Consider the following 21,620-nt stretch of genomic DNA (forward strand, 5'->3'; position numbering starts at 1 on the left):
TCGCGACGCGCTATCGGCGTAGTTTCGTCAATGAAGCGAAGCTCGTAGACGTTATTCGGCAGCGATCCGGTCCATCGCCATGGCCCGAAGCCGGGCGCGCTGGATCTTGACGCCGTTGGCACTGTCGGTGACTGGGAAGGCCTCCACAACATAGATCCGCGCCGGGACCTTGTAGCCGGCGAGCCGCTCGCGCAGGCGCGCGATCAACGCGTCCTGCCGCGGTGGCTCGTGGAGTTCCTGGGCGAGGATCACGAAGGCGACGCAGCGGGCGTTTCCCTTCAGATCGACCGCGACGACCTGGGCGTCGGCCACACCCGCGCACGATTTGAGCTCGTCCTCGATCTCGCCGGGCGCGACGAGGAAGCCGCCGAGCCGCATGGCGTCGCCCGCGCGGGTCTCGTAGACGAAGGAGCCGTCGCCGCGCAGCCGGCCGATATCGCCGGTGCGGAAAAAGCCGTCCGCGGTGATGGCGTCGCGCGTGGCCTCGGGATTGTTGTAGTAGCCGAGGAAGCGTGACGGCACGCGGATCTCGATCTCGCCGGAGACGCCGCGAGCCGCGAGTTCGCCGGTCTCGGTGTCGCGCACGCGGACCTTGGCCTCCGGCGACATCGGCCAACCGCCGCCCTCGATGCGATCGGTGAAGGCGTCACTCGAGCGTGCGATCGAGAACAGTGCCTGCACCTCGCTCGAACCGTAGAGACCGTGCAACGGCATGGCGCGCGCCTCGGCCTCCGTAGCGAGCTCGCGCCAGCCGGGCTGGAACGCGGCAAAGCCGCAGACCTCGAGATGCGGAAACGGACGCGGTGCGTCGGTGAGCGCGAGGATGCGGCGGAACATCTCGTCCGAGCCAAAGGCGTGCGTGATCTCGCACTCGCGGAGAATCTCCAGTGCCGGCGCCGCTTCGAAAGCGTCGAGCGCATGAACGGTCGCGCCCGCTGCGATGAAGCCAAGCAGGCTCGTCATGCCGAAGGTGCCGCAGAACGGCAGCATGGCTAGCAGCGAATGGCGTTGCGGCGAGAGTTTTAGCGCTTCGGCGACGGAGGCGGCGTGCGTGGCCAACGTTCGCTGCGAATGCGCGACAAGCTTCGGTCCCTTGGTGGTGCCCGATGTCGTGTAGAGCAGCAAAGGCAGATCGACGTCCTCCTCCTCCGGCGAAGCCGGCGGATAGAACTTGTCGAAGGCGTCGAAGCGCACGCATGGCCATTGGGCGGGAATCTCATCCGGGCCCACAACTGCAAGCTCTCGCAGCGCAGGCACCTCGTCCTTGCCAACGTCGGCGAGAATAGCGGCAAAGTCGATCGAGCGGAACGCGGCTTCGATCACCATCAGTCGGGCGCCGGACAGCTTCAGGAGATGCGCGACCTCCGCGCTGCGGTAGCGTGTATTGACGGCGGCGACGATTGCCCCACGCCGGGCGGCGGCGAACAGCAGGGCGATCCATTCGAGCCGGTTGACCAGCCAGACCGCGACGACATCGCCCTTGCCGATACTGTGCGCGGCAAGCCAGGCGGCGGTCTGCTCGATCTTTTCCGAGAATTCCGCGCGCGACACCGGCGTGCCGTCGAACACGAAGGCCGGATCGGCGGCGGCCCCGGTCCGGATCAGCGATAGCAGCGAAAATACGTTGGCGCTCATGGCAACCGGACTAACCCGATCGCGCGAACCTGTCTACTTGGTGCCGAACATCCGGTCGCCGGCGTCGCCCAGCCCCGGCACGATGTAGCCGTGATCGTTGAGGCACTCGTCGATCGCGGCGGTCCAGACCGGAACGTCCGGATGCTCGCTCTGGAACTGCGCGATGCCTTCAGGCGCGGCCAGGAGGCAGACGAAGCGGATGTCGCGGGCGCCGCGCGCCTTCAGCAGCGAGGCGCCGGCGCAGGCCGAGTTGCCGGTCGCGAGCATCGGGTCCATCAGGATCACGGTGCGGTCCGACAGGTCCTGCGGCGCCTTGAAGTAATATTCGACGGCCTGCAATGTTTCAGGGTCGCGGTAGAGCCCGATATGGGCGATGCGCGCCGAGGGCATCAGCGCCAGCATGCCGTCGAGGAAGCCGACGCCGGCGCGCAGGATCGGCGCCAGCGTAAGCTTCTTGCCGGCGATCTTGGGCGCCCGCATCGGCGAGATCGGCGTCTCGATATCGACCAGCTCAAGCGGCAGGTCGCGCGTCACCTCGTAGCCGAGCAGCATCCCGATCTCGTTCAGGATCTCGCGAAAGCTCTTGGTCGAGCGGTCCTTCTCCCGCATCAGGGAGAGCTTGTGCTGGACCAGGGGATGGGCGACCACGTTGACGTTGCTGATGCTCATGAAACCGATCTACACGGTTCCATGAAATTTCGCCAGATCGGCCGGGTATTTTCCGCGGGATACGTGGCCTCAGGCGGGCACCGCGACCGCGCTGCGCGCCCGGCTGCTTGCCTCGTAGGCAGCCATGGTCAATTGGCGGTCGATCGCCGCGCGGAAATCCTAGACCCCGAGACCGCGCGCGACGAGCGTGATCACGATCGTCAGGACCGCGCCCCAGACCAGACTCAGCGTCATGGTCAGGATCGTCGTGGTGACCGCGTGCTCGAGATTTCCCTTGAGGAGGTGCACGTTACCTGTCCGGGGCAGGCGCAGCGCCGATGCGCGTGCCGAGTAGCAACGCACCCAGCAATGCGACCAGGATGGCGATCTTGAGCTCGATCACGGCCACAGCCTTGCCGCCACGCGCGCAAGAATCTGCCTGGCTCGCTGCGCCAGCACGATCAGGAAATTGCCGCGGTTCTCGACGTCGAGTTCGAAGGTGTCGGTGGGGAACACCAGGGCGCAGTGCGCCGGTGGGCTCTGACGGTTGGCAAAATCCACCGCCGAGCTCTTGAACAGGAACAGACCGCCGACACGTTCATTCGCTTCGCGCGCGACCCAGAGGCCGGCGCTGTTGCGCCCAATGAAGAAGGCGGGAATGGCGGTGCTGACGACATCCGGATCGAGCGGCCTGAGCGTTGCCGCCTGCTTGGCGTCAGCTCGGCGACGGGAAGCCTGAAGGGCGATTGCGGTCATGGCGGCCTCTTCACACATCTGCAAGGTCATAGGGGGCCTCCCTGCGGGTCAACCGTGCATGTGCCAGACATAGATTGTGGTCCTCAGTGCGATCAGCGCAGTGAGCACGCTGCCCATCGAGAGCAGGGCGAACCCCTGCAGGGCGACGCGCTTGAGCTGCGCCTTGCGCGCCGTCGAGATCCACGACGGGCGATCGGCTTCATCGAAGGGCCGGTCAAGGCTATGTGTCAGCATCGACATCTTGGAAGTCCTTGTCTGTGGTGCGGCGAGACGGCCGCTCCAATCTGCCTCTCATGATGGCCATCGCCGCGTAAGATTGCGAGATGACCGCCGGGGCCGCCGCATAGGAATGTCATAAAGACGCCGGCGGTTGCTCCTTGGCTGCATGCGATATCCGCAACGTTACGCGAGGCGTCAGGCCCCGACGCTGTCGGTCAGCTCCTCGTCGGCGAGCGCCGCGAAGGCGCGTACCACCTCCCGCTGCGCGGCCGCGTCCAGCGGCACGATCGGCAGCCTTGTGGCCGGCGACATCAGACCCTGCACGCTCAGTGCGCTCTTGAGCGCCGCCGGGCTGTCCTTGGCGAGGCAGGCGATGAGCGGGATCAGGCGCTTGTGCAGGTAGCGGGCGGATTGCAGGCGGCCTTGCCTGACCTGGGAAAAGATCGTTCGGCACAGATCCGGCGCGATGTTGGCGACTTCCGAGATCGCGCCGTCGCCGCCGCTCGCGATATAGCCGAAGGCGGTGACGTCGTCGCCGGAGAGCAGGCGAAAGCCGGATGGCAGCAGCCGGGCGAGGCGCATCGGGCGGGTGATGTCACCGCTTGCGTCGCGCAGGCCCACGAACTGACGGGATTCGACGAGGCGCAGAAGCGTCTCGTCGGCGAGTGGGCGCAGCGTACGGGAGGGAATGTCGTGCAGGATCACGGACAAACCGGTCGCACCGGCAATGGCGCGGAAGTGCGCGAGCATCCCCTCCTGCATCGGCTTGTTGTAGGCCGGCACCACCGCCATCACGGCATCGGCGCCGGCGGCCTCGGCGCGGCGGGCAAGTTCGATGGCATGGCCGGTCGAATTCGACAGCGCGCCGGCGATGATCCGCATGCGGCCGCGAGCGACATCGGCCGCGGTGCGAATCACGAGCTCCTGCTCGGCCGGCGAGAGCGTCGGTGCCTCGCCGGCGGTCTCGCAGACCACGATGGCGGGGACGCCCGCCGCGACTTGGCGCTCGCAGAGCGCTGCGAACGCCTTGAGATCGATGGCGTCAGCCGCGTCGAACGGCGTCGGCAGATCCGGAATGAAGCCGGTGAACCAGGCAGAGGGAGGAATGAACATGGCTTTCCCGCGGAAAAGCGCCGGCTCAGGCTGCGCGCTGCGAGACGATGGTGTTGGGGTTCTTGCCCATGTCGAGCTCGATCTCGCGCGGCAGCTCGACGATGGTTTCCGGATGCTGTCCGTTCTCGAACAGCGCATATTTGACGGCCTGGGCGCGGCTGACGAACAGGCCGCCATAGAGGCCGTTCTGCTCCTGCGCGACCCATTGTCCCCTATGGTTGCGGCCGATGAAAACAATGGTCGAGAGGAAGCTGCACGAGGGAGGTTCGACGAGTTTCACGGATGTATTCCTTCTGAACAACGCCGGCGCGGGAGGCATGTCCCTGCCTGCGCGCTCAATATCCTGTCTTGCGAATATGATTTCGAGGGCGCCTGCGCGGCGATCTCATAGGAAGGTCATAAAGCCGGTCGCTCAGGCCACATCATTGGCGATGTGGACCAGCGCGAACAATGCGCCGAAGGCGACAGCTTCGTCCCAATGGTTGAGGGTAGGGCTGAACAGCGGTTCGCGCCTGACGAGGCCGGCGAGCGCGCATAGGATGATCGACATCCAGAGCAGGACGGCGAGGCTTCGGCCAAAACCGACGCTGCCGAATGCGGCAAAGACAACGAGCAGCACGACGCGAACGGCGAAGCGTGCGATCACGCGCGCCGGGCTCAGCGTGTGCGACATGTCGGGGGCTTGCGACACGGCGTGAATCCGTCAGGCCGCTAGCCGAAATTGTCGCAGGCGAGCGGTTCGTAAAGCGGATCAAGTACAGGACGAACGGAGGGAACGCTCGGCCGCGACGCTTCCGCGGCGAGTGCCTGGACCTCGACGAACGCCGACAGCAGGGCGATCGCGAGGTCGCCATGGCATCCTTCGATCGCGGCGTCGAGCCAGTCCGGCAGTTCGCGCTCGCGCGAGAGCGCGCAGTGCCATTCGCCCTCGTCATAGGCGAGGCGGCGGACCTGCCACATCGGCAGCTCGAGCTCCATCAATGCCAGCGCCGCATCGGCCCAGGCCTCGGCATCGATCAGGCGCATGATACGTGCCGTGCGCTCGCTTCGGCCGAGTGAAGGGAAGCGCCGGCAGGCCTTGTCGATGATCTCGAGCATCAACGGTTGCGTCATCACCTGCGCATTGCGCAAGCGGTTGCCAAGTGACAGGGGATCGTAGTGTCGGAGAGCGGCGGTGGTCATGTCAGGCCTCCTGGAGGTGGCGTCGGTCAGTCGGCCGGCGTCTCCAAGATGGCCAAAGCGGCATTTGAAAACGAGATGGGGAGGGAGCGGCAGATATAGGGATTTCATAAGTGTGGGATGGGGCGGTGACGCGCCATTCTCCGCCGTCGTCCCGGCCTTTTATGAGATTCCTATAACTTCGCCATGGCCCTCGTCTCGAAAACTTATGCCCGTGGTGGCACTTCAGCACGGTCAAAAGTCCTGGTTGGCGTTGTGGAAATGGACTGCGCTTCCTTCCACTCACTCACCAGGTCTCCCGAGAAATGTTGCACCGAAGCCAAGGGCGCAACGAGGAGTATCTCCATGATGGACATTCTGATGCTGGCACTGGGCTTCGGCTTTTTCGCCCTTGCGATCGGTTACACCTACGCCTGCGAACGGCTCTGAGGGAGCAGACCATGATCTTCGATTATTCGCTCGCCGGCGTCGTCTCGCTCGGCCTCCTGTTCTACCTCACTTACGCGTTGCTGCGGCCCGAGCGATTCTGACCGTGCACCTGCTTCTCAAACTGCTGCTGGCGGACGCCGCGCTCGTCGCCTGCCTGCTCGCGCTGATCCTGCCGCTCCTGCGCAGGACACAAGATCTAAAGGGTTAAATCCATGACCATGATCGGTTGGCTCCAGATCATCCTATACTGCGTCATCATCGTCGCGCTGGCGAAGCCGCTCGGCTGGTATATGACGCGCGTGTTCAACGGCGAGCGGACCTTCATGTCGCCGGTGCTTCGTCCGATCGAGGCCGGCATCTACTGGTTCTCCGGGGTCGACGAGAAGCGCGAGCAGCATTGGCTGACCTACACGGTCGCCATGCTGCTGTTCCATGTCGGCGGCTTCCTCATCATCTACGGCGTGATGCGGCTACAGGATGTACTGCCGTTCAATCCGGCCGGGCAGTCGGCGGTCGCAGCGGATCTTTCCTTCAACACCGCGATCTCCTTCATCACCAACACCAACTGGCAGAACTACGGCGGCGAGAGCACGATATCCTATCTCGTGCAGATGCTCGGCCTGACGCACCAGAACTTCCTGTCGGCGGCAACCGGCATTGCGCTCGCAGTGGCGCTGATCCGCGGCTTCTCGCGCGCCTCGATGCGCACGGTCGGCAATTTCTGGGTCGACGTTACCCGCTGTACGCTCTACGTCCTGCTGCCGATCTGCGTCGTCTACACGCTGTTCCTGGTCTGGCAGGGCATCCCGCAGACGCTCGGCGACTATGTCGAGGCCACCACGCTCGAGGGTGCCAAGCAAACCATCGCGGTCGGCCCGGTCGCCTCGCAGGTCGCGATCAAGATGCTCGGCACCAATGGCGGCGGCTTCTTCAACGCCAATGCGGCGCACCCGTTCGAGAACCCGACCGCGCTGTCGAACTTCGTGCAGATGCTGTCGATCTTCGCGCTTGGCGCCGCGCTCACAAACGTGTTCGGTCGGATGGTCGGCAACCAGCGCCAGGGCTGGGCAATCCTGTCCGTGATGGGCGTGCTGTTCCTCGCCGGTGTCGCCATCACCTATTGGGCGGAGGCCAACGGTACCTCGACCCTGCATGCGCTCGGCCTGACCGGCGGCAACATGGAGGGCAAGGAGTTGCGCTTCGGCATTGTTGCGTCCTCCCTGTTCGCCGTGATCACGACGGCCGCCTCCTGCGGCGCGGTCAACGCCATGCATGACAGCTTCACCGCGCTCGGCGGCATGATTCCCCTGATCAATATGCAGCTCGGCGAAATCATCGTCGGCGGCGTCGGCGCCGGCCTCTATGGCATGCTGCTGTTCGTCGTGCTCGCGATCTTCGTGGCAGGCCTGATGGTCGGCCGCACGCCGGAGTATGTCGGCAAGAAGATCGAGGCGCGCGAAGTGAAGATGGCGATGCTCGCGATCCTGGTGCTGCCGCTGATGTATCTCGGATGGACCGCGGTCGGCGTGGTCTATCCGGCGGCGGTCGCCTCGATGGCGAATGCCGGACCGCATGGCTTCACCGAGGTGCTCTACGCCTTCACCTCGGCGACCGGCAACAACGGCTCGGCCTTCGCGGGCCTCACCGGCAACACCTTCTTCTACAACCTCACGCTTGCAAGCGCGATGTTCGTCGGCCGCTTCTTCATGATCATCCCGGCGATGGCGATTGCGGGTTCGCTGGCCGCCAAGAAATCGATCCCGCCGTCCGCGGGCACCCTCCCGACCACGGGCGGGTTGTTCGTCGGCCTGGTCGTCGGCGTGATCCTGATCATCGGCGGCCTGACCTTCTTCCCGGCCCTCGCCCTCGGCCCCATCGTCGAGCATCTCGCGATGAACGCCGGCCAAGTGTTTTGAACAGCAGTGTTCTGAACAGCAAGTGTTCTGATCGACAGCCTTCTGATTGTTTGGAGTGACCTCCATGGATACCATGAAACTACAAAAACGCGCGTCCGTCTCGGCGATGCTCGACCCCAAGATCGTCGTGCCCGCGATCCGCGCGTCCTTCACCAAGCTCGATCCGCGCTTGATGATCAAGAATCCGGTGATGTTCGTGGTCGAGATCGTGGCCGCGCTCACCACTGTGATCTTCCTGCGCGACCTCGTTACGGGCGGCGGGAATCTCGGCTTTACCTTCCAGATCATCGTCTGGCTCTGGTTCACGGTGCTGTTTGCCAATCTTGCCGAAGCCGTGGCCGAAGGCCGCGGCAAGGCGCAAGCCGAATCGCTGCGCAAGACCCGCACCGAGAGCCAGGCCAAGCTGCTGACCGGCTCTGACCGCACCTTCAAGTTGGTGCCGGGCACCAGCCTCAAGGTGGGGGACCTCGTTCTGGTCGAGGCCGGCGATACCATTCCCTCCGATGGCGAGGTGATCGAGGGCGTCGCGTCCGTCAACGAGGCCGCCATCACCGGCGAGTCCGCGCCCGTGATCCGCGAATCCGGCGGCGACCGTTCGGCGGTGACCGGCGGCACCCAGGTGCTGTCCGACTGGATCCGCGTGCGGATTACGGCAGCGCAGGGCTCGACCTTCATCGATCGCATGATCAAGCTGGTCGAGGGCGCCGAGCGGGCGAAGACCCCGAACGAGATCGCGCTCAATATCCTGCTGGCCGGCCTCACCATCATCTTCGTGTTTGCCACCGTCACCATTCCGAGCTACGCGGCCTATGCCGGCGGCTCGATCTCGGTGGTTGTGCTGGTCGCGCTGTTCGTGACGCTGATCCCGACCACGATCGGTGCGCTGCTGTCGGCGATCGGCATCGCCGGCATGGACCGCCTGGTCCGCTTCAACGTGTTGGCGATGTCCGGCCGCGCGGTCGAGGCCGCCGGCGACGTCGACACGCTGCTGCTCGACAAGACCGGAACGATCACGCTTGGCAACCGGCAGGCGACCTCCTTCCGCCCGGTGCGCGGTGTCACCGAGCAGGAGCTCGCGGACGCGGCCCAGCTCGCCTCGCTCGCCGACGAGACCCCGGAGGGCCGTTCGATCGTGGTGCTGGCCAAGGAGAAATACGGCATCCGTGGCCGCGACATGGCCGAGTTGGGGGCCACCTTCATCCCGTTCACGGCGCAGACCCGCATGAGCGGTGTCGACGCCGGCGGCGCGTCTGTGCGCAAGGGCGCGGTCGATGCGATCCTCAACTATGTCGGTGGCGGTGCACCGCTGGTGGTCGCCTCAGGCAACACGGCTCGTTCCATCCAGCCCGCCGGGCTCTCGGACGTCGGCCGCGAAATCCAGACCATTGCCGACGACATATCGAAAGCCGGCGGCACGCCGCTGGCGGTCGCCAGGGACGGCAAGCTGCTGGGCGTCATCCAGCTCAAGGACATCGTCAAGGGCGGCATCCGCGAGCGCTTTGCCGAGCTGCGGCGCATGGGCATCCGCACCGTCATGATTACCGGCGATAATCCCATGACGGCCGCCGCGATCGCAGCGGAAGCCGGCGTCGACGACTTCCTGGCGCAGGCAACCCCCGAGGACAAGCTCAAGCTGATCCGCGACGAGCAGGCCAAGGGCAAGCTGGTGGCGATGTGCGGCGACGGCACCAACGACGCCCCGGCACTCGCGCAGGCAGACGTCGGTGTCGCCATGAACACCGGCACGCAGGCGGCGCGCGAGGCCGGCAACATGGTCGACCTCGACTCCAACCCGACCAAGCTGATCGAGGTGGTCGAGATCGGCAAGCAGCTGCTGATGACGCGCGGCGCGCTGACCACCTTCTCGATCGCCAACGACGTCGCGAAGTATTTCGCGATCATCCCGGCGATGTTCCTGGCGTTCTACCCCCAGCTCAACGTGCTCAACGTCATGAACCTGTCGAGCCCGCAGAGCGCCATCCTGTCGGCGATCATCTTCAACGCGCTTGTTATCATCGCGTTGATCCCGCTGGCGCTGAAGGGCGTCGCCTATCGCGCGGTCGGGGCCGGCGCACTGCTGCGGCGCAATTTGCTGATCTACGGCCTCGGCGGCATCGTCATTCCCTTCATCGGCATCAAGGCGATCGACCTCGTCGTCGTTGCCTTGCACCTGGCCTAACCCCGTCATTGCGAGCGAAGCGAAGCAATCCAGAGATTCTTCCGCGGTTGAAAGCCTGGATTGCTTCGTCGCTTCGCTCCTCGCAATGACGAAAGAAATAGGAGAAACACATGCTCAGAGAAATCCGCCCCGCCATCGTCCTGCTGCTGGTGCTTACCGCCATCACCGGACTTGCCTATCCCCTCGCGATGACCGCTATTGCCGGCGCGATCTTCCCCGCGCAGGCGCAGGGCAGCCTGATCGAGAAGGACGGCAAGGTGGTCGGCTCCGCCCTGATCGGGCAGGAGTTTAAGGACGACAAATATTTCCACGGCCGTCCGTCGGCGACAGTCGCGCCGGACCCGAACGATTCGACCAAGACGGTGCCGGCGCCCTACAACGCCGCCAATTCGGGCGGCTCCAATCTCGGCCCGACCAGCAAGGCGCTGGCCGACCGGCTGAAGGAAGATGTGGACAAGCTCAGGGGCGAGAACCCGAATGCCGCCGTGCCGGTCGACCTCGTGACGACCTCAGCCAGCGGCCTCGATCCGGATATCTCGCCGGAAGCGGCGCAATTCCAGGTGCCGCGCGTAGCGAAGGCGCGAAACGTGCCGGAGGATCAGGTCAAGCAACTGGTAGCTTCCAACACCCAGGGCCGCCTGCTCGGCCTGATCGGCGAGCCCCGGGTCAACGTGCTGGCTCTGAATCTCGCGCTCGATCGTGCCACGAAGTAGTCTAGGCTAGGCGCGTGCGGATGATTATATTGATTTGATGGTCCGAGAGCGCCGCGATCCCGAACAACGTCCGTCGCCCGAGGCGCTGCTGGAAGCCGCGCGTCGGGAGGAGGGCGTGAGCGGCAAGCTGAAAATCTTCGTCGGCGCCGCTCCCGGCGTCGGCAAGACCTACGAGATGCTGCAAAGCGCCCATGCCAAGCGCAAGGCCGGCATCGATGTCGTGGTCGGATTCGTCGAGACCCATGGCCGCGCGGAGACCGAGGCACTGGTGCGCGGGCTCGAAATCATCCCACGCAAGAAGCTGGATCACCGCGGCCAGATTGTCGAGGAGATGGACCTCGACGCCGTGATCGCGCGCCGCCCGAAAATCGCTCTGGTCGACGAACTCGCCCACACCAACGCGGTCGGCAGCCGCCATCCCAAGCGCTATCTCGACGTCGAGGAGCTGCTCTCCCACGGCATCGACGTCTATACCGCCGTCAACATTCAGCACATCGAGAGCCTGAACGACGTCGTCGCCCAGATCACCCATGTGCGGGTGCGCGAGACCGTGCCGGATTCGGTGTTTGACCGCGCGGATGCGATTGAGCTGATCGACCTCACGCCCGACGATCTGATTCAGCGGCTGAAGGAGGGCAAGGTCTACGTCCCCAAGCAGGCCGAGCGGGCGCTGGAACATTATTTCTCGCCGGGCAACCTCACCGCGCTGCGCGAGCTGGCGCTGCGGCGCACGGCGGAACGGGTCGACGAACAGCTGCTCACCCACATGCAGGCGAACGCGATCGCCGGTCCCTGGGCCGCAGGCGAGCGCATCCTCGTCTGTGTCAGCGAAGATCCGCGCGCGGCCAGCCTCGTGCGCTACACCAAGCGGCTGGCCGACCGGCTGCATGCGCCGTTCACTGCGGTGTCGATCGAGACGCGGCGGTCCCTGCAAATGTCTGATGAGGAGCGCGACCGGCTGGCCGATACGCTGCGGCTCGCGGAATCGCTCGGCGGTGAGGCGCTGACGATTCCGGGCGTCGGCCGGCGCCTCGCCGACGACGTCGTCAACTTCGCGCAAGGCAACAACGTCACCCAGATCGTGATCGGCAAGTCGACGCGTTCGCTCTGGTTCGAGATGACGCGCGGCTCCGTCGTGCACGATCTGGTGCGCCGTGCCGGCAATATCAGCGTGCATGTCATCCCGGGCGACGAACTCACCAGCGAGCCGGCGCCTAAGACGGCGGTGCAGACCGCAACGCGATCGGACCCGTTCGATGCGCGGCCCTATCTGAAAGCGCTCGGGATCACCGGGCTTGGCCTCGCTGCCGCCGTGGCCATCAAGCCGTATTTCGGCATTGAGAACGTCGACCTGATGTTTCTGACCGCCGTGGTGACGGTTGCCGTGCGCTACGGATTGTGGCCGTCGTTGCTTGCGAGTGTCGCGGCGTCGCTCGCCTACAATTTCTTCTTTCTGCCGCCGGTCTATACCTTCACCATCACCGATCCGACCAATGTCGCGGCGTTCTTTTTCTTCATGCTGATTGCGTTCGTGGTGTCGAACGTCGCGGGGCGGGTCCGCACCCAGGCTGATGCTGCGATCGGTCGCATCCGGACCACGGAGCAGCTCTATGCTTTCAGCCGCAAGCTCGCCGGCACCGGCACGCTCGACGACGTGCTGTGGGCGACCGCCTACCAGATCGCGCTGATGCTGAAAGTCCGCGTGGTGCTGCTGTTGCCGGACGAGGGTCTGCTCACGGTGAAGTCGGGCTATCCCCCCGAGGACGATCTCGATCAGGCTGACCTTGCCGCCGCCAACTGGACCTGGAGCAATGACCGACCTGCAGGCCGCGGCTCGGACACGTTGCCGGGCGCAAAACGGCTGTTCCTGCCGATGCGCACCGGGCGTGGCCCGATCGGCGTCATCGGCATCGACGACGACCGCACCGGCCCCTTGCTGACGCCGGACCAGCGCCGGCTGCTCGACGCGCTGGTCGATCAGGGCGCGCTGGCGATCGAGCGTGTGCTGCTGGTCGAGGACGTCGATCGCGTCAAGCGCTCCGTCGAATCCGAGCGGTTGCGTTCCGCATTGTTGACCTCGATTTCACACGATCTGAAGACGCCGCTCGCATCTGTGCTGGGTGCGGCCTCGACCATGCGCGACCTCGCCAGCGCGCTCTCCGACACCGAGAAGCGCGACCTGCTCGCGACCGTGATCGACGAATCCGAACGGCTCAACCGCTTCATTGCCAATCTGCTCGACATGACCAAGCTCGAATCCGGCGCCATCGTGCCCAACGCTGCGTTTCACGATCTCGGAGAGATCGTCGGGAGCGCGCTCCGGCGCGCAGCCAAGATCCTCACCGCTCACAAGGTGGAGCTGGAGTTGGCCGCAGACCTTCCTATGCTCCAGCTCGATGCGGTGCTGTTCGAGCAGGTGCTGTTCAATCTGCTCGACAACGCCGCCAAATATTCGCCGCCCCAAGCGACGGTCTCGATTCGCAGCCGGCGCGACAGCGATCATGTGGTGCTCCAGATTGCGGACGAGGGCGACGGCATTCCGTCCGAGGAGCTCGAGAGCGTGTTCGACAAGTTTTATCGCGTGCAGAAGGGCGATCATGTCCGTCCCGGCACTGGCCTCGGGCTTGCCATCTCACGCGGCTTCGTCGAGGCGATGCGTGGCACGATCTCGGCCGCGAATCGCAGCGACCGGAGCGGCGCGGTACTGACCATCCGCCTCCCCATTCCGGCCCGGACCCACGCATTGGATACCGCCGCATGAGCGCCCCCCCGATCAAGGTTCTGGTCATCGACGACGAGCCGCCGATCCGCAAATTGCTGCGGATGGGGCTCTCGACGCAAGGCTATGAGATCCTGGAGGCGTCGAACGGCAAGACCGCGCTGGAGAAGCTCAGCGAGGATCCCGCGCTGATCATCCTCGATCTCGGCCTGCCCGACATCCAGGGCCATGAGTTGTTGCGCACCATCCGCGCCCGCAATGAAGCGGTTCCGATCGTTGTGCTGTCGAGCCGTGGCGACGAGGCCGGCAAGGTGCAGGCGCTCGATCTCGGTGCCGACGATTATCTGACAAAGCCGTTCGGCATGGACGAGTTGCTGGCGCGCCTGCGCGCCGCGCTGCGGCACCAGCTTCAGATCCAGGGCGAACGCCCGGTGTTTCGTGCCGGCGATCTCTCGGTCGATCTGGTGCGCCGGATCGTCAAGGTCGGCGAGCGTGATGTCAAACTGTCGCCGAAGGAGTATGACCTCCTGCGTGTGCTGGTGCAGCACGCCGGCAAGGTGCTCACCCATCGCTTCCTGCTCAGGGAGCTCTGGGACGAGCTGACTGACGCGCAATATCTGCGCGTCTATGTCCGCCAGCTCCGGCAGAAGATCGAAGCCGATCCGGAACGGCCGCAATTTGTGCTGACGGAGACGGGGATCGGGTACCGGCTGAAGGCGGGGGATTGACGTTGCATCCCTCATCCTGAAGAGCGCGGAACGCGCGTCTCGAAGGATGAAGGCCCGACTGCTGCAGCGGGGGCCTACATGGTTCGAGGCGGCGCTTCGCGCCTCCTCACCATGAGGGAAGAGAGCGGTGTGCGCGGCGGAGAGCTAACCCGCCTTCCTCTGCCGCGCCGTCGACCGGTGCGTCTTCTTCGCGGCGCGCTGTCGCCCCGATGCCCGGCGCGAATGGGACTTCGCCGCCGTCTTCTTCCCGCCGCGGCCCTTCAAGCTCTGCTTCAGCGCATCCATCAGGCTGACCACATTGCTCGGCCGCTCCTCGGGCTCCGGCAGGTCGATCTTTTTGCCACTGGCCTTGCGCTTCACCAGTGCTTTCAGCGCGTTCTCGTAGTCGTCCTTGAACTTGCTGGGATCGAAATGGGAAGCCTTGGTCTGGAGGATATGGCCGGCGAGCTCAACCATGTCCTTGGTGATCTTCGGGCTCTTGATGTCGTCGAAGAACTGGTCCTCGTCGCGCAGTTCGTAGGGGAAGCGCAGCGTGGTGCCGAGCAGACCCTTGCCGAGCGGCTCGATCGCGATGATGTGCTCGCGGTTGGTGAGCACGATCTTGGCGAGCGCGACGCGATCCTGGTCCTTCATCGCGTCGCGGATCACGGCAAAAGCATCGACCGCGGCCTTGCCGTCGGGCGCGATGTAGTAGGGATGGTTGAGATAGCGCTGGTCGATCTCGTCGCTCGGCACAAAGCTCTCGATGTCGATGGTGTGGTTGCTCTCGATCTGGACCGCTTCGAGCTCCTCCGGCTCGATCTCGACATATTTGCCCTTGCGCAGCTCGTAGCCGCGTCCCTTCTGGTCGCTCTCGACGACATCGCCGGTCTCGGCGTCGATCATCTGCTGCTTCAATCGGTTGCCGGTCTCGCGGTTGATCATGTGAAACCGCGTCTTCTCGGCCGCGGTGGTCGCCGGATAAAGCACAACGGGGCAACTGACCAGCGAGAGCCTCAACGTTCCCTTCCAATAGGCGCGCGGTGCCATTCCGTTCTCCAGCGTCTTCGAGTTTGGAACCCCAACCGTCCCGCGGGGTTTTGGTTCCGGGTGGGATGCGGGCCGTGATAGGCTTTCATGCCGAAGAGAATCCGGGACCAGTCGTGCTGCAAAAGCTCTCCAAGTATCGACAGAAACGTGATTTCGAGAAGACGCCGGAGCCGTCGGGCAAGACGGCGGTGGTCCCATCGAAGCAGCGGCGATTCGTGATCCAGAAGCATGACGCCACGCGGCTGCACTACGATCTGCGGCTCGAATTCGACGGCGTCTTCAAGTCCTGGGCGGTGACGAAAGGGCCCTCGCTCGATCCGCACGACAAGCGGCTGGCCGTCGAGGTCGAGGACCACCCGCTCGACTATGGCGACTTCGAGGGCACGATCCCGGAAGGCCAGTACGGCGGCGGTACGGTCATGCTGTGGGACCGCGGCACCTGGGACTCCGAGGATCCGGAACGCGGTTTCAAGAAGGGCGATCTGAAGTTCACCCTGCATGGCGAGAAGCTGCACGGCAGCTGGGTCCTGGTGCGCATGCGCAACGACCGTACCGGCGGCAAGCGCACCAATTGGCTCTTGATCAAGCACCGCGACGAACATGTCCGCGAGGGCGCAGACAACGACATTCTCGAAGAGGACAAGTCGGTCGCCTCCGGCCGCGCGATGGATCAGATCGCCGGAGGCAAGGGACGCGCGCCAAAACCGTTCATGCTGGCGAAGGGCGCCAAGGGCGCGAAGGCCAAGGCCGACGCGGTCTGGCAGTCCAATCGGGCCGAAGAAGCGAAAGGGCGCACGGTCAAGCCGGCGCCCCGCGCGGCGTTGAAAACCGGCAAGACGGCAAAGAAGAAAGCCACGACCGCGACGACCGCGAAGAAGGCGGCGGAGATGCCGGATTTCGTCGCACCGCAGCTCTGCACCCCGGTCGAGCGCCCGCCGGGTGGCGATGGTTGGTGCCACGAGATCAAGTTCGACGGCTACCGCGTGCAGCTGCGAGTCGAGGACGGCAAGGCGACGTTGAAGACGCGCAAAGGCCTCGACTGGACCGAGAAATTCGCAAGCATCGCGAAGGAAGCGGACGCGTTGCCGGATGTGATGATCGACGGCGAGATCGTCGCGCTGGACCACAACGGGGCACCGAACTTTTCGTCGCTCCAGGCGGCGCTCTCGGATAGCAAGACCGAAGAGCTCATCTTCTTCGCCTTCGACCTCCTGTTCGTCGAAGGCCTCGATTTGCGGCGGCTGCCGCTCGCGGAGCGCAAGGACCGCCTCAAGGAGCTGTTGGAGGCACGTAAGAAGAAATCGAGCCGGATTCGCTATGTCGAGCATTTCGAAAGCGGCGGCGACGCCGTGCTGCAATCGGCCTGCAAGCTCGAGCTTGAGGGCGTGGTGTCGAAGAAGCTGGACGCGCCTTATCGTTCGGGGCGGACGGAAAGCTGGACCAAGGCCAAATGCCGCGCTGGCCATGAGGTCGTGATCGGCGGCTACAAGACCACCAACGGCAAATTCCGCTCGCTGATGGCCGGCGTGCATCGCGGGGATCATCTCGCCTTCGTCGGCATGGTCGGTACCGGGTTCGGCGCCGACACGGTCAAGCGCATCATGCCGTCCTTGAAGGCCATGGAGGCCAAGCAAAGCCCCTTCGGCGGCAAGAACGCACCGAAAAAGGCGCGCGAGGTGCACTGGCTGAAGCCGGAGCTCGTGGCGGAGATCGAGTTCGCCGGCTTCACCGCTGACGGCAATATCCGCCAGGCCGCATTCAAGGGTCTGCGGCAGGACAAGCCGGCGGAGGAGGTCGAGGCGGAAACGCCGGTGGATACCGAGCTGGCCGAGCCTTCCACCAGCTCCCGGGCCAAGGCCACGCCCAAGTCCAAGCCCAAGCCTGCGGCCCGGCCGAAGGCAGGCGGCGGCGCCGAAGTGATGGGTGTCGTGCTCTCCAAGCCGGACAAGGCGCTTTGGCCGGACGACGGCGTGACAAAACTCGATCTTGCGCGCTATTTCGAAGCGGTCGGTGGCTGGATGATCGAGCATATCAAGGGTCGTCCCTGCTCGATCGTGCGTGCGCCTGATGGCATCGGTGGTGAGAAATTCTTCCAGCGCCACGCGATGCAGGGCACCTCGAACCTGATCGAGCTCGCCAAGGTCTCGGGCGATCGCAAGCCCTATTTGCAGATCGATCGTGTCGAGGGGCTCGCGGCCGTGGCGCAGATCGGCGGCGTCGAGCTGCATCCCTGGAATTGCGCGCCCGGCGCTTATGACACGCCGGGCCGGCTGGTGTTCGATCTCGATCCCGCGCCGGACGTCGATTTTCCCGAGGTCGTCGATGCAGCCAAGGAGATGCGGCAGCGCCTGGCCGATGTCGGCATGGAGAGTTTTTGCAAGACCACCGGCGGCAAGGGCCTGCACGTGGTGGTGCCGCTGCTCCACGGCGCGCGGGACAAGGTGAGCTGGAAGGAGGCGAAAGCCTTCGCGCAAGGGGTCTGCCAATGGATGGCGGACGACGATCCCGAGCGCTACCTGCTCAACATGTCGAAGAAGCTGCGCAACGGGAAGATCTTTCTGGACTATCTGCGCAATGATCGGATGTCGACGGCGGTGGCGCCGCTATCCCCCCGCGCGCGAGATGGTGCGACTGTGTCGATGCCCGTCACCTGGGCGCAGGTGAAGAGCGACCTCGATCCGAAGCGGTACACGGTGCGGACGGTGCCCGGCTTGCTGGCGCGATCGAAGGCGTGGGATGGCTACGACGATGCAGCCGCGTCGATCAAGGCCGCGATCAAGAAGCTCGCGGGTAAAGTGAAGTAGGGTGGGTTAGCGAAGCGTAACCCACCACTTCTTCTCCGCAGCACGTAAAGAGGTGGGTCACGCCTTGCGGCTAACCCACCCTACGATTCATCGGCTAGATCCGTCCCAGCAGCAGCAATATCAACAGAATGACGATGATGAGCCCGAGGCCGCCGCCGCCGTAATAGCCGGTGCCGTAGAACGGACCGCCGCCGATGCCGCTGAAGCCGCCGAGCAGCGCGATGACAAGAATGATCAGAATGATCGTACCGATAGACATGCGAAATCTCCTCCAGCCCTTCGTTGGAAGGGGCTCATGCAACCTGTCCCGTTGTGCGAGGGCAACTTGCCGCAGGTTCTAAAGTTCCGCCAATGAAACACCGGTTGCACGCTCAACTTGCATGGAACCTTTGTGACCCCGCGGGGCATGATTATGTGAGGTTCAATCACTAACTGGGGCAGAGCCATGTCAGCACCGCTTGTCGTCTCAATTCCCCACCGCCTCGGCCGCGAGGAGGCGGTGCGCCGGCTCAAGACCGGGCTCGGCCGTGCTGCGGCCAGCATTCCCGTGATGCAGGTCGAGGAGGAGCGCTGGAGCGGCGACAGCATGAATTTCCGCATCCGCGCGCTCGGGCAGATCGCGACGGGGCAGGTCGACGTCGCCGACGATCATGTCAAGGTGCAGGTGGTGCTGCCCTGGCTGTTGCAGCGCTTTGCCGAGATGGCGCAGGCCACCATCCGCAAGCGCGGCCAGCTGCTGTTGGGCAAAGACGGGAAGAGCTAGCGTTCAAGCGCGGTTGCGCTGTCGCACCGGCTTCGCCGCACCCGCGGGGCGCGCCGGGATGACGGAGGCGGGAAAGCCGCGAAGCGCCTGCGCGAGCGGCAGATCGTTGCCTGCGAAACCCGGCACGTTGTAGCCCGTGACGTCGATGGTGGCGTCGGCCCCATCGAGCGCCGGCCATTCGCGTCCTGCTTGCGTGAAAGGTGCGAAGTGGCGCCCGACCACGACGATGGCCGCGGCGCGGCCGTGGCGGCGGGCAAAGGCCACGACATGGTCGGCATGTGCGCCCCGCACCGGAAGCGGCTGGTAGTCGCCCCGCGCGAAGACGTCGGGCAGCTCGTTGCGCAGCTTGAGCAGATGCCGCGTCCAGGCCAGCTTGAGCTGGCCGTCCGGCCAGCTCTTGATCAGATGATTCCAATCCGGATTGTCCAGCGTGCCCAGCGCCGCGTGTCGCGCGGAGAAATCCACCGGACGGCGGTTGTCGGGATCGACCAGCGACAGGTCCCAGAATTCGGTGCCCTGGTAGAAGTCGGGCACGCCCGGCAGTGTCGCCTTGAGAGTGAGCTGGCTCAGAGCGTTCAGCGCGCCGAGCAACGCGACGCGGCGAGCCAGGGTTTGCAGCGCCTCCAGGAATTCGCCTGAGTGCGCGGGATCGAGAATCTTCGCGATGAAGCTCTTGACGCCGTTCTCATAGGCCTCGTGCGGGTTGAGCCAGCTGGTCTCCTCCTTGCCCTCGCGCGCGGCCTTGAGCGCATAGGCCTGGATACGTTCGACGAAACCGGCATCGGCCGTCTCCTGGAGGAACCAGGCGCCGAGCAGCGTCTGGTAGAGCATGTATTCGAACGTCGCCGACGGAGCGCGCAGATTGCCGTCGAGCGCGAGGTGCGGGGCATTGAGGACTTTCCAGCGTGACACGGCACTGGTCCATTCGCCGGAAATTTCACTTAAGGCCGCGATCCGCGCCCGGGCGTCCTCGCCGCGTTTGGTGTCGTGCGTGGCGGTCGCCGTCATCCCTTGCGGCCATTCCCTGGCGCGGGCCTGCATGGTGTCGTGGAAAGCGGCAATGGTGAGACCCTTGCTCGCGGGATCGCCGCCGACTTCGTTCAGGGCGAGCAGCCGGTGGAATTGATAGAAAGCGGTGTCCTCCAGCGACTTCGCCATCATCGGCCCGGTGAATTGCTGCACCTTCAGCGCAAAGCGGCGCACCCGCGGGGCGCTGTGCGGGGGACGGCCTGGCTTGAGCAGGTCCATGGTGAGCGCGTCGCGCAGGAAGTCGAAAATGCCTTCGTCAGCGGCGAACCATTCCCGGCGCGCCTGCTCGATGGTGTCGTCGATCAGCTTGCGATCGTTCGCCGTTGGCGTGCCTGTCGTCAAATAGGTGCGGTACACCGGGAAATGCAGCACGTAGAGCTCAAGCGCCTGCCGCAGGCTGTCGGCGGAAAAGTCGCGGGTCGAGTAGTGCCCGTTGGCGATGCGCGCAAGCAGGCGCGTTAGAACCGTGAATTCGCTGGTCAGCAGCGTCTCCAGCACGCGCCGTTTGGCGTCCTTGACGTAAGGCGCGAGCCGCGGCGGCCGGTTGCTGATCTGCCGCCAGGGCTCGTCCAGGGCCTCCAGCCCCTTGGCGTCGACCAGAACGTGAGTGATGGCATTCATCCACTCATAGCCGGTGGTGCCCTGGACGCCGGCGAAATGAGGCAGGCGCTCGTGCTCGCACAGGATTTTCTCGATCACCGTATAGAACGGCTTTGTGGTGCCCTGTGCGTCGCGCACCAGCCGGCGCAGCCGCTGGCAATATTGCGCGGGATCGCGCAAGCCGTCGATATGATCGAGCCGGATGCCTTGCAGTCTGCCGTCGGCAATGAGTTGCTTCACCAGCCGGTGCGTGGCGGCGAACGTGCCGGGATCCTCGACGCGCATGCCGGCGAGCCCGTTGACGTCGAAGAAGCGGCGATAGTTGATGTCGCTGGAGGCAAGCCGCCAGTGCCCGAGCTTGTAGTGCTGGCGCTCCAGCAAATGATGCAGCGCCAGCGTCTGCGCGGGGCGGTCCTTGGCGGCGCGATAGGCGCCGAGGCCGCGCGCGATGATATCGGCGCTGCCTGCGATCTCCTTGAGCTCCGCCTTGAAGCCGGGCGCTTCCTTGCGGTTGGGACGGCGCAGTCCCGTGTAGCGGGCCGTGAGCGACAGCAGGCGCTTGCCGGCCTCGGTTTCGGCGGCGTCGGCTTCCTTCACGATCATCCGCAGCATCTCGCCGTAGCGCTCCGGCGCGATCGGCAATCGATGCTCGAAATACCAGGCGGAAAAACTACCTTCGTTGGCATCGTAGCGCAGCTCGATATCGCCGCTCTCGAGCGCTTCGCCATAGGACGCTCCGAGGATCGGCAGCAGCACGCCGCCACGGGCGCGGAAAGCCAGTTGATCCCAGTCGATATCGAAAGAGACGGCGTGCGGCGAGGCCTGGCCCCATTCCAGCACGTCCAGCCACCAGGGGTTATCGGCAAAGTGCACGCCGACATGGTTCGGCACGAAATCGATGATGAGGCCGAGGTCGTGTCGCGTCAGCGCTTCGCTCAACCGCGCGAAGCCGGCCTCGCCGCCGAGCTCCGGATTGAACTGGCTGTGATCGACGGTGTCATAGCCGTGGGTCGAGCCCTTGCGGGCCTTCATCACCGGCGAGGTGTAGAGATGCGTGATTCCCAGCGCCTTCAGATAGGGCACCACCGCGGCGGCCTTGTCGAAGTCGAAATCCGCGGTGAGCTGAAGCCGGTAGGTTGCGAGAGGAATGGCTGGAGGCAT

At 64.8% G+C, this 21,620-nt stretch carries 21 protein-coding genes; 9 read left to right on the forward strand and 12 right to left on the reverse strand.

Features of this window, described 5'->3' with window-relative positions:
• Positions 1-51: 51 nt before the first annotated feature.
• The 9 genes from C7G41_RS29550 to C7G41_RS29590 all read right to left on the reverse strand — a co-directional run bounded on the left by C7G41_RS29550 (position 52) and on the right by C7G41_RS29590 (position 5,553).
• The gene (locus tag C7G41_RS29550; RefSeq protein WP_106945829.1) at positions 52-1,635 is read right to left on the reverse strand and encodes an AMP-binding protein; all 1,584 of its coding nucleotides are present in this window, start codon (positions 1,633-1,635) and stop codon (positions 52-54) included.
• A 33-nt stretch (positions 1,636-1,668) separates the two neighbouring features.
• Complete coding sequence (upp, locus tag C7G41_RS29555; RefSeq protein WP_106945830.1) at positions 1,669-2,304, reverse strand: uracil phosphoribosyltransferase; 636 nt, start codon at positions 2,302-2,304, stop codon at positions 1,669-1,671.
• 159 nt (positions 2,305-2,463) lie between these two features.
• Complete coding sequence (locus tag C7G41_RS38850) at positions 2,464-2,592, reverse strand: hypothetical protein (RefSeq protein ID WP_306768065.1); 129 nt, start codon at positions 2,590-2,592, stop codon at positions 2,464-2,466.
• A 90-nt stretch (positions 2,593-2,682) separates the two neighbouring features.
• The gene (locus C7G41_RS29565) at positions 2,683-3,069 is read right to left on the reverse strand and encodes a hypothetical protein (protein WP_106945831.1); all 387 of its coding nucleotides are present in this window, start codon (positions 3,067-3,069) and stop codon (positions 2,683-2,685) included.
• Between the two features lie 18 nt (positions 3,070-3,087).
• Positions 3,088-3,279 (reverse strand): hypothetical protein, encoded by a 192-nt coding sequence (locus tag C7G41_RS29570; protein WP_106945832.1) that lies wholly within the window; start codon positions 3,277-3,279, stop codon positions 3,088-3,090.
• Positions 3,280-3,453: 174 nt separating this feature from the next.
• Complete coding sequence (gene dapA, locus C7G41_RS29575) at positions 3,454-4,371, reverse strand: 4-hydroxy-tetrahydrodipicolinate synthase (RefSeq protein ID WP_106945833.1); 918 nt, start codon at positions 4,369-4,371, stop codon at positions 3,454-3,456.
• Positions 4,372-4,396: 25 nt separating this feature from the next.
• Entirely contained in the window at positions 4,397-4,651 is a 255-nt protein-coding gene (locus C7G41_RS29580) for a hypothetical protein (RefSeq protein ID WP_199198677.1), read from the reverse strand.
• Positions 4,652-4,783: 132 nt separating this feature from the next.
• Positions 4,784-5,062, reverse strand: coding sequence for a hypothetical protein (locus C7G41_RS29585; protein WP_373681169.1), 279 nt, complete (start codon positions 5,060-5,062; stop codon positions 4,784-4,786).
• A 20-nt stretch (positions 5,063-5,082) separates the two neighbouring features.
• A complete protein-coding gene (locus C7G41_RS29590; protein WP_199198678.1) occupies positions 5,083-5,553 on the reverse strand; it encodes a hypothetical protein in 471 nt (156 codons plus the stop codon).
• Positions 5,554-5,736: 183 nt separating this feature from the next.
• On the opposite strand from C7G41_RS29590, the gene C7G41_RS37095 reads away from it, so the two are divergent.
• The 7 genes from C7G41_RS37095 to C7G41_RS29620 all read left to right on the forward strand — a co-directional run bounded on the left by C7G41_RS37095 (position 5,737) and on the right by C7G41_RS29620 (position 14,234).
• Positions 5,737-5,979 (forward strand): hypothetical protein, encoded by a 243-nt coding sequence (locus C7G41_RS37095; RefSeq protein WP_146159825.1) that lies wholly within the window; start codon positions 5,737-5,739, stop codon positions 5,977-5,979.
• A gap of 11 nt (positions 5,980-5,990) precedes the next feature.
• Complete coding sequence (locus C7G41_RS29595; RefSeq protein WP_007595755.1) at positions 5,991-6,080, forward strand: K(+)-transporting ATPase subunit F; 90 nt, start codon at positions 5,991-5,993, stop codon at positions 6,078-6,080.
• Positions 6,081-6,191: 111 nt separating this feature from the next.
• Complete coding sequence (kdpA, locus tag C7G41_RS29600; protein WP_106945837.1) at positions 6,192-7,895, forward strand: potassium-transporting ATPase subunit KdpA; 1,704 nt, start codon at positions 6,192-6,194, stop codon at positions 7,893-7,895.
• A gap of 64 nt (positions 7,896-7,959) precedes the next feature.
• Positions 7,960-10,074, forward strand: a complete 2,115-nt coding sequence (gene kdpB, locus C7G41_RS29605) for a potassium-transporting ATPase subunit KdpB (RefSeq protein WP_106945838.1) — start codon at positions 7,960-7,962, stop codon at positions 10,072-10,074.
• Between the two features lie 110 nt (positions 10,075-10,184).
• A complete protein-coding gene (locus C7G41_RS29610; RefSeq protein ID WP_106945839.1) occupies positions 10,185-10,787 on the forward strand; it encodes a K(+)-transporting ATPase subunit C in 603 nt (200 codons plus the stop codon).
• A 37-nt stretch (positions 10,788-10,824) separates the two neighbouring features.
• Positions 10,825-13,548: a sensor histidine kinase KdpD gene (locus C7G41_RS29615; protein WP_106945840.1), complete on the forward strand. Its 2,724-nt coding sequence runs from the start codon at positions 10,825-10,827 to the stop codon at positions 13,546-13,548.
• A complete protein-coding gene (locus C7G41_RS29620) occupies positions 13,545-14,234 on the forward strand; it encodes a response regulator (RefSeq protein WP_106945841.1) in 690 nt (229 codons plus the stop codon). Before C7G41_RS29615 ends, C7G41_RS29620 begins: the two co-directional genes overlap by 4 nt.
• Before the next feature lie 144 nt (positions 14,235-14,378).
• On the opposite strand, the gene C7G41_RS29625 is transcribed toward C7G41_RS29620, so the two are convergent.
• A complete protein-coding gene (locus tag C7G41_RS29625; RefSeq protein WP_106945842.1) occupies positions 14,379-15,263 on the reverse strand; it encodes a Ku protein in 885 nt (294 codons plus the stop codon).
• Between the two features lie 113 nt (positions 15,264-15,376).
• Here C7G41_RS29625 and ligD point away from each other — a divergent pair, with 113 nt between their 5' ends.
• Complete coding sequence (gene ligD, locus C7G41_RS29630; RefSeq protein WP_106945875.1) at positions 15,377-18,067, forward strand: DNA ligase D; 2,691 nt, start codon at positions 15,377-15,379, stop codon at positions 18,065-18,067.
• Between the two features lie 94 nt (positions 18,068-18,161).
• Here ligD and C7G41_RS29635 read toward each other — a convergent pair whose 3' ends face one another.
• Complete coding sequence (locus C7G41_RS29635) at positions 18,162-18,326, reverse strand: DUF3309 family protein (RefSeq protein ID WP_106945843.1); 165 nt, start codon at positions 18,324-18,326, stop codon at positions 18,162-18,164.
• 186 nt (positions 18,327-18,512) lie between these two features.
• Between C7G41_RS29635 and C7G41_RS29640 the strand changes: the two genes are divergently transcribed.
• On the forward strand, positions 18,513-18,830 hold the full coding sequence (locus C7G41_RS29640) for a polyhydroxyalkanoic acid system family protein (protein ID WP_106945844.1): 318 nt from the start codon (positions 18,513-18,515) through the stop codon (positions 18,828-18,830).
• Positions 18,831-18,833: 3 nt separating this feature from the next.
• On the opposite strand, the gene treY is transcribed toward C7G41_RS29640, so the two are convergent.
• A complete protein-coding gene (treY, locus tag C7G41_RS29645) occupies positions 18,834-21,620 on the reverse strand; it encodes a malto-oligosyltrehalose synthase (protein WP_106945845.1) in 2,787 nt (928 codons plus the stop codon).

The organism is Bradyrhizobium sp. MOS002 (assembly GCF_003020115.1).
GTDB lineage: Bacteria > Pseudomonadota > Alphaproteobacteria > Rhizobiales > Xanthobacteraceae > Bradyrhizobium.

What these genes read in the sequence shown, in the direction of transcription:
- C7G41_RS29595 (WP_007595755.1), top strand. Translation starts at nt 5,991, where the DNA reads ATGATCTTCGATTATTCGCTCGCCGGCGTCGTCTCGCTCGGCCTCCTG.
- treY (WP_106945845.1), bottom strand. Translation starts at nt 21,620, where the DNA reads ATGCCTCCAGCCATTCCTCTCGCAACCTACCGGCTTCAGCTCACCGCG.
- C7G41_RS29590 (WP_199198678.1), bottom strand. Translation starts at nt 5,553, where the DNA reads ATGACCACCGCCGCTCTCCGACACTACGATCCCCTGTCACTTGGCAAC.
- dapA (WP_106945833.1), bottom strand. Translation starts at nt 4,371, where the DNA reads ATGTTCATTCCTCCCTCTGCCTGGTTCACCGGCTTCATTCCGGATCTG.
- C7G41_RS29625 (WP_106945842.1), bottom strand. Translation starts at nt 15,263, where the DNA reads ATGGCACCGCGCGCCTATTGGAAGGGAACGTTGAGGCTCTCGCTGGTC.
- C7G41_RS29570 (WP_106945832.1), bottom strand. Translation starts at nt 3,279, where the DNA reads ATGTCGATGCTGACACATAGCCTTGACCGGCCCTTCGATGAAGCCGAT.
- C7G41_RS29610 (WP_106945839.1), top strand. Translation starts at nt 10,185, where the DNA reads ATGCTCAGAGAAATCCGCCCCGCCATCGTCCTGCTGCTGGTGCTTACC.
- C7G41_RS37095 (WP_146159825.1), top strand. Translation starts at nt 5,737, where the DNA reads ATGGCCCTCGTCTCGAAAACTTATGCCCGTGGTGGCACTTCAGCACGG.
- C7G41_RS29620 (WP_106945841.1), top strand. Translation starts at nt 13,545, where the DNA reads ATGAGCGCCCCCCCGATCAAGGTTCTGGTCATCGACGACGAGCCGCCG.
- upp (WP_106945830.1), bottom strand. Translation starts at nt 2,304, where the DNA reads ATGAGCATCAGCAACGTCAACGTGGTCGCCCATCCCCTGGTCCAGCAC.
- kdpB (WP_106945838.1), top strand. Translation starts at nt 7,960, where the DNA reads ATGGATACCATGAAACTACAAAAACGCGCGTCCGTCTCGGCGATGCTC.
- C7G41_RS29550 (WP_106945829.1), bottom strand. Translation starts at nt 1,635, where the DNA reads ATGAGCGCCAACGTATTTTCGCTGCTATCGCTGATCCGGACCGGGGCC.
- kdpA (WP_106945837.1), top strand. Translation starts at nt 6,192, where the DNA reads ATGACCATGATCGGTTGGCTCCAGATCATCCTATACTGCGTCATCATC.
- C7G41_RS29615 (WP_106945840.1), top strand. Translation starts at nt 10,825, where the DNA reads ATGGTCCGAGAGCGCCGCGATCCCGAACAACGTCCGTCGCCCGAGGCG.
- C7G41_RS29640 (WP_106945844.1), top strand. Translation starts at nt 18,513, where the DNA reads ATGTCAGCACCGCTTGTCGTCTCAATTCCCCACCGCCTCGGCCGCGAG.
- C7G41_RS29635 (WP_106945843.1), bottom strand. Translation starts at nt 18,326, where the DNA reads ATGTCTATCGGTACGATCATTCTGATCATTCTTGTCATCGCGCTGCTC.
- C7G41_RS29565 (WP_106945831.1), bottom strand. Translation starts at nt 3,069, where the DNA reads ATGACCTTGCAGATGTGTGAAGAGGCCGCCATGACCGCAATCGCCCTT.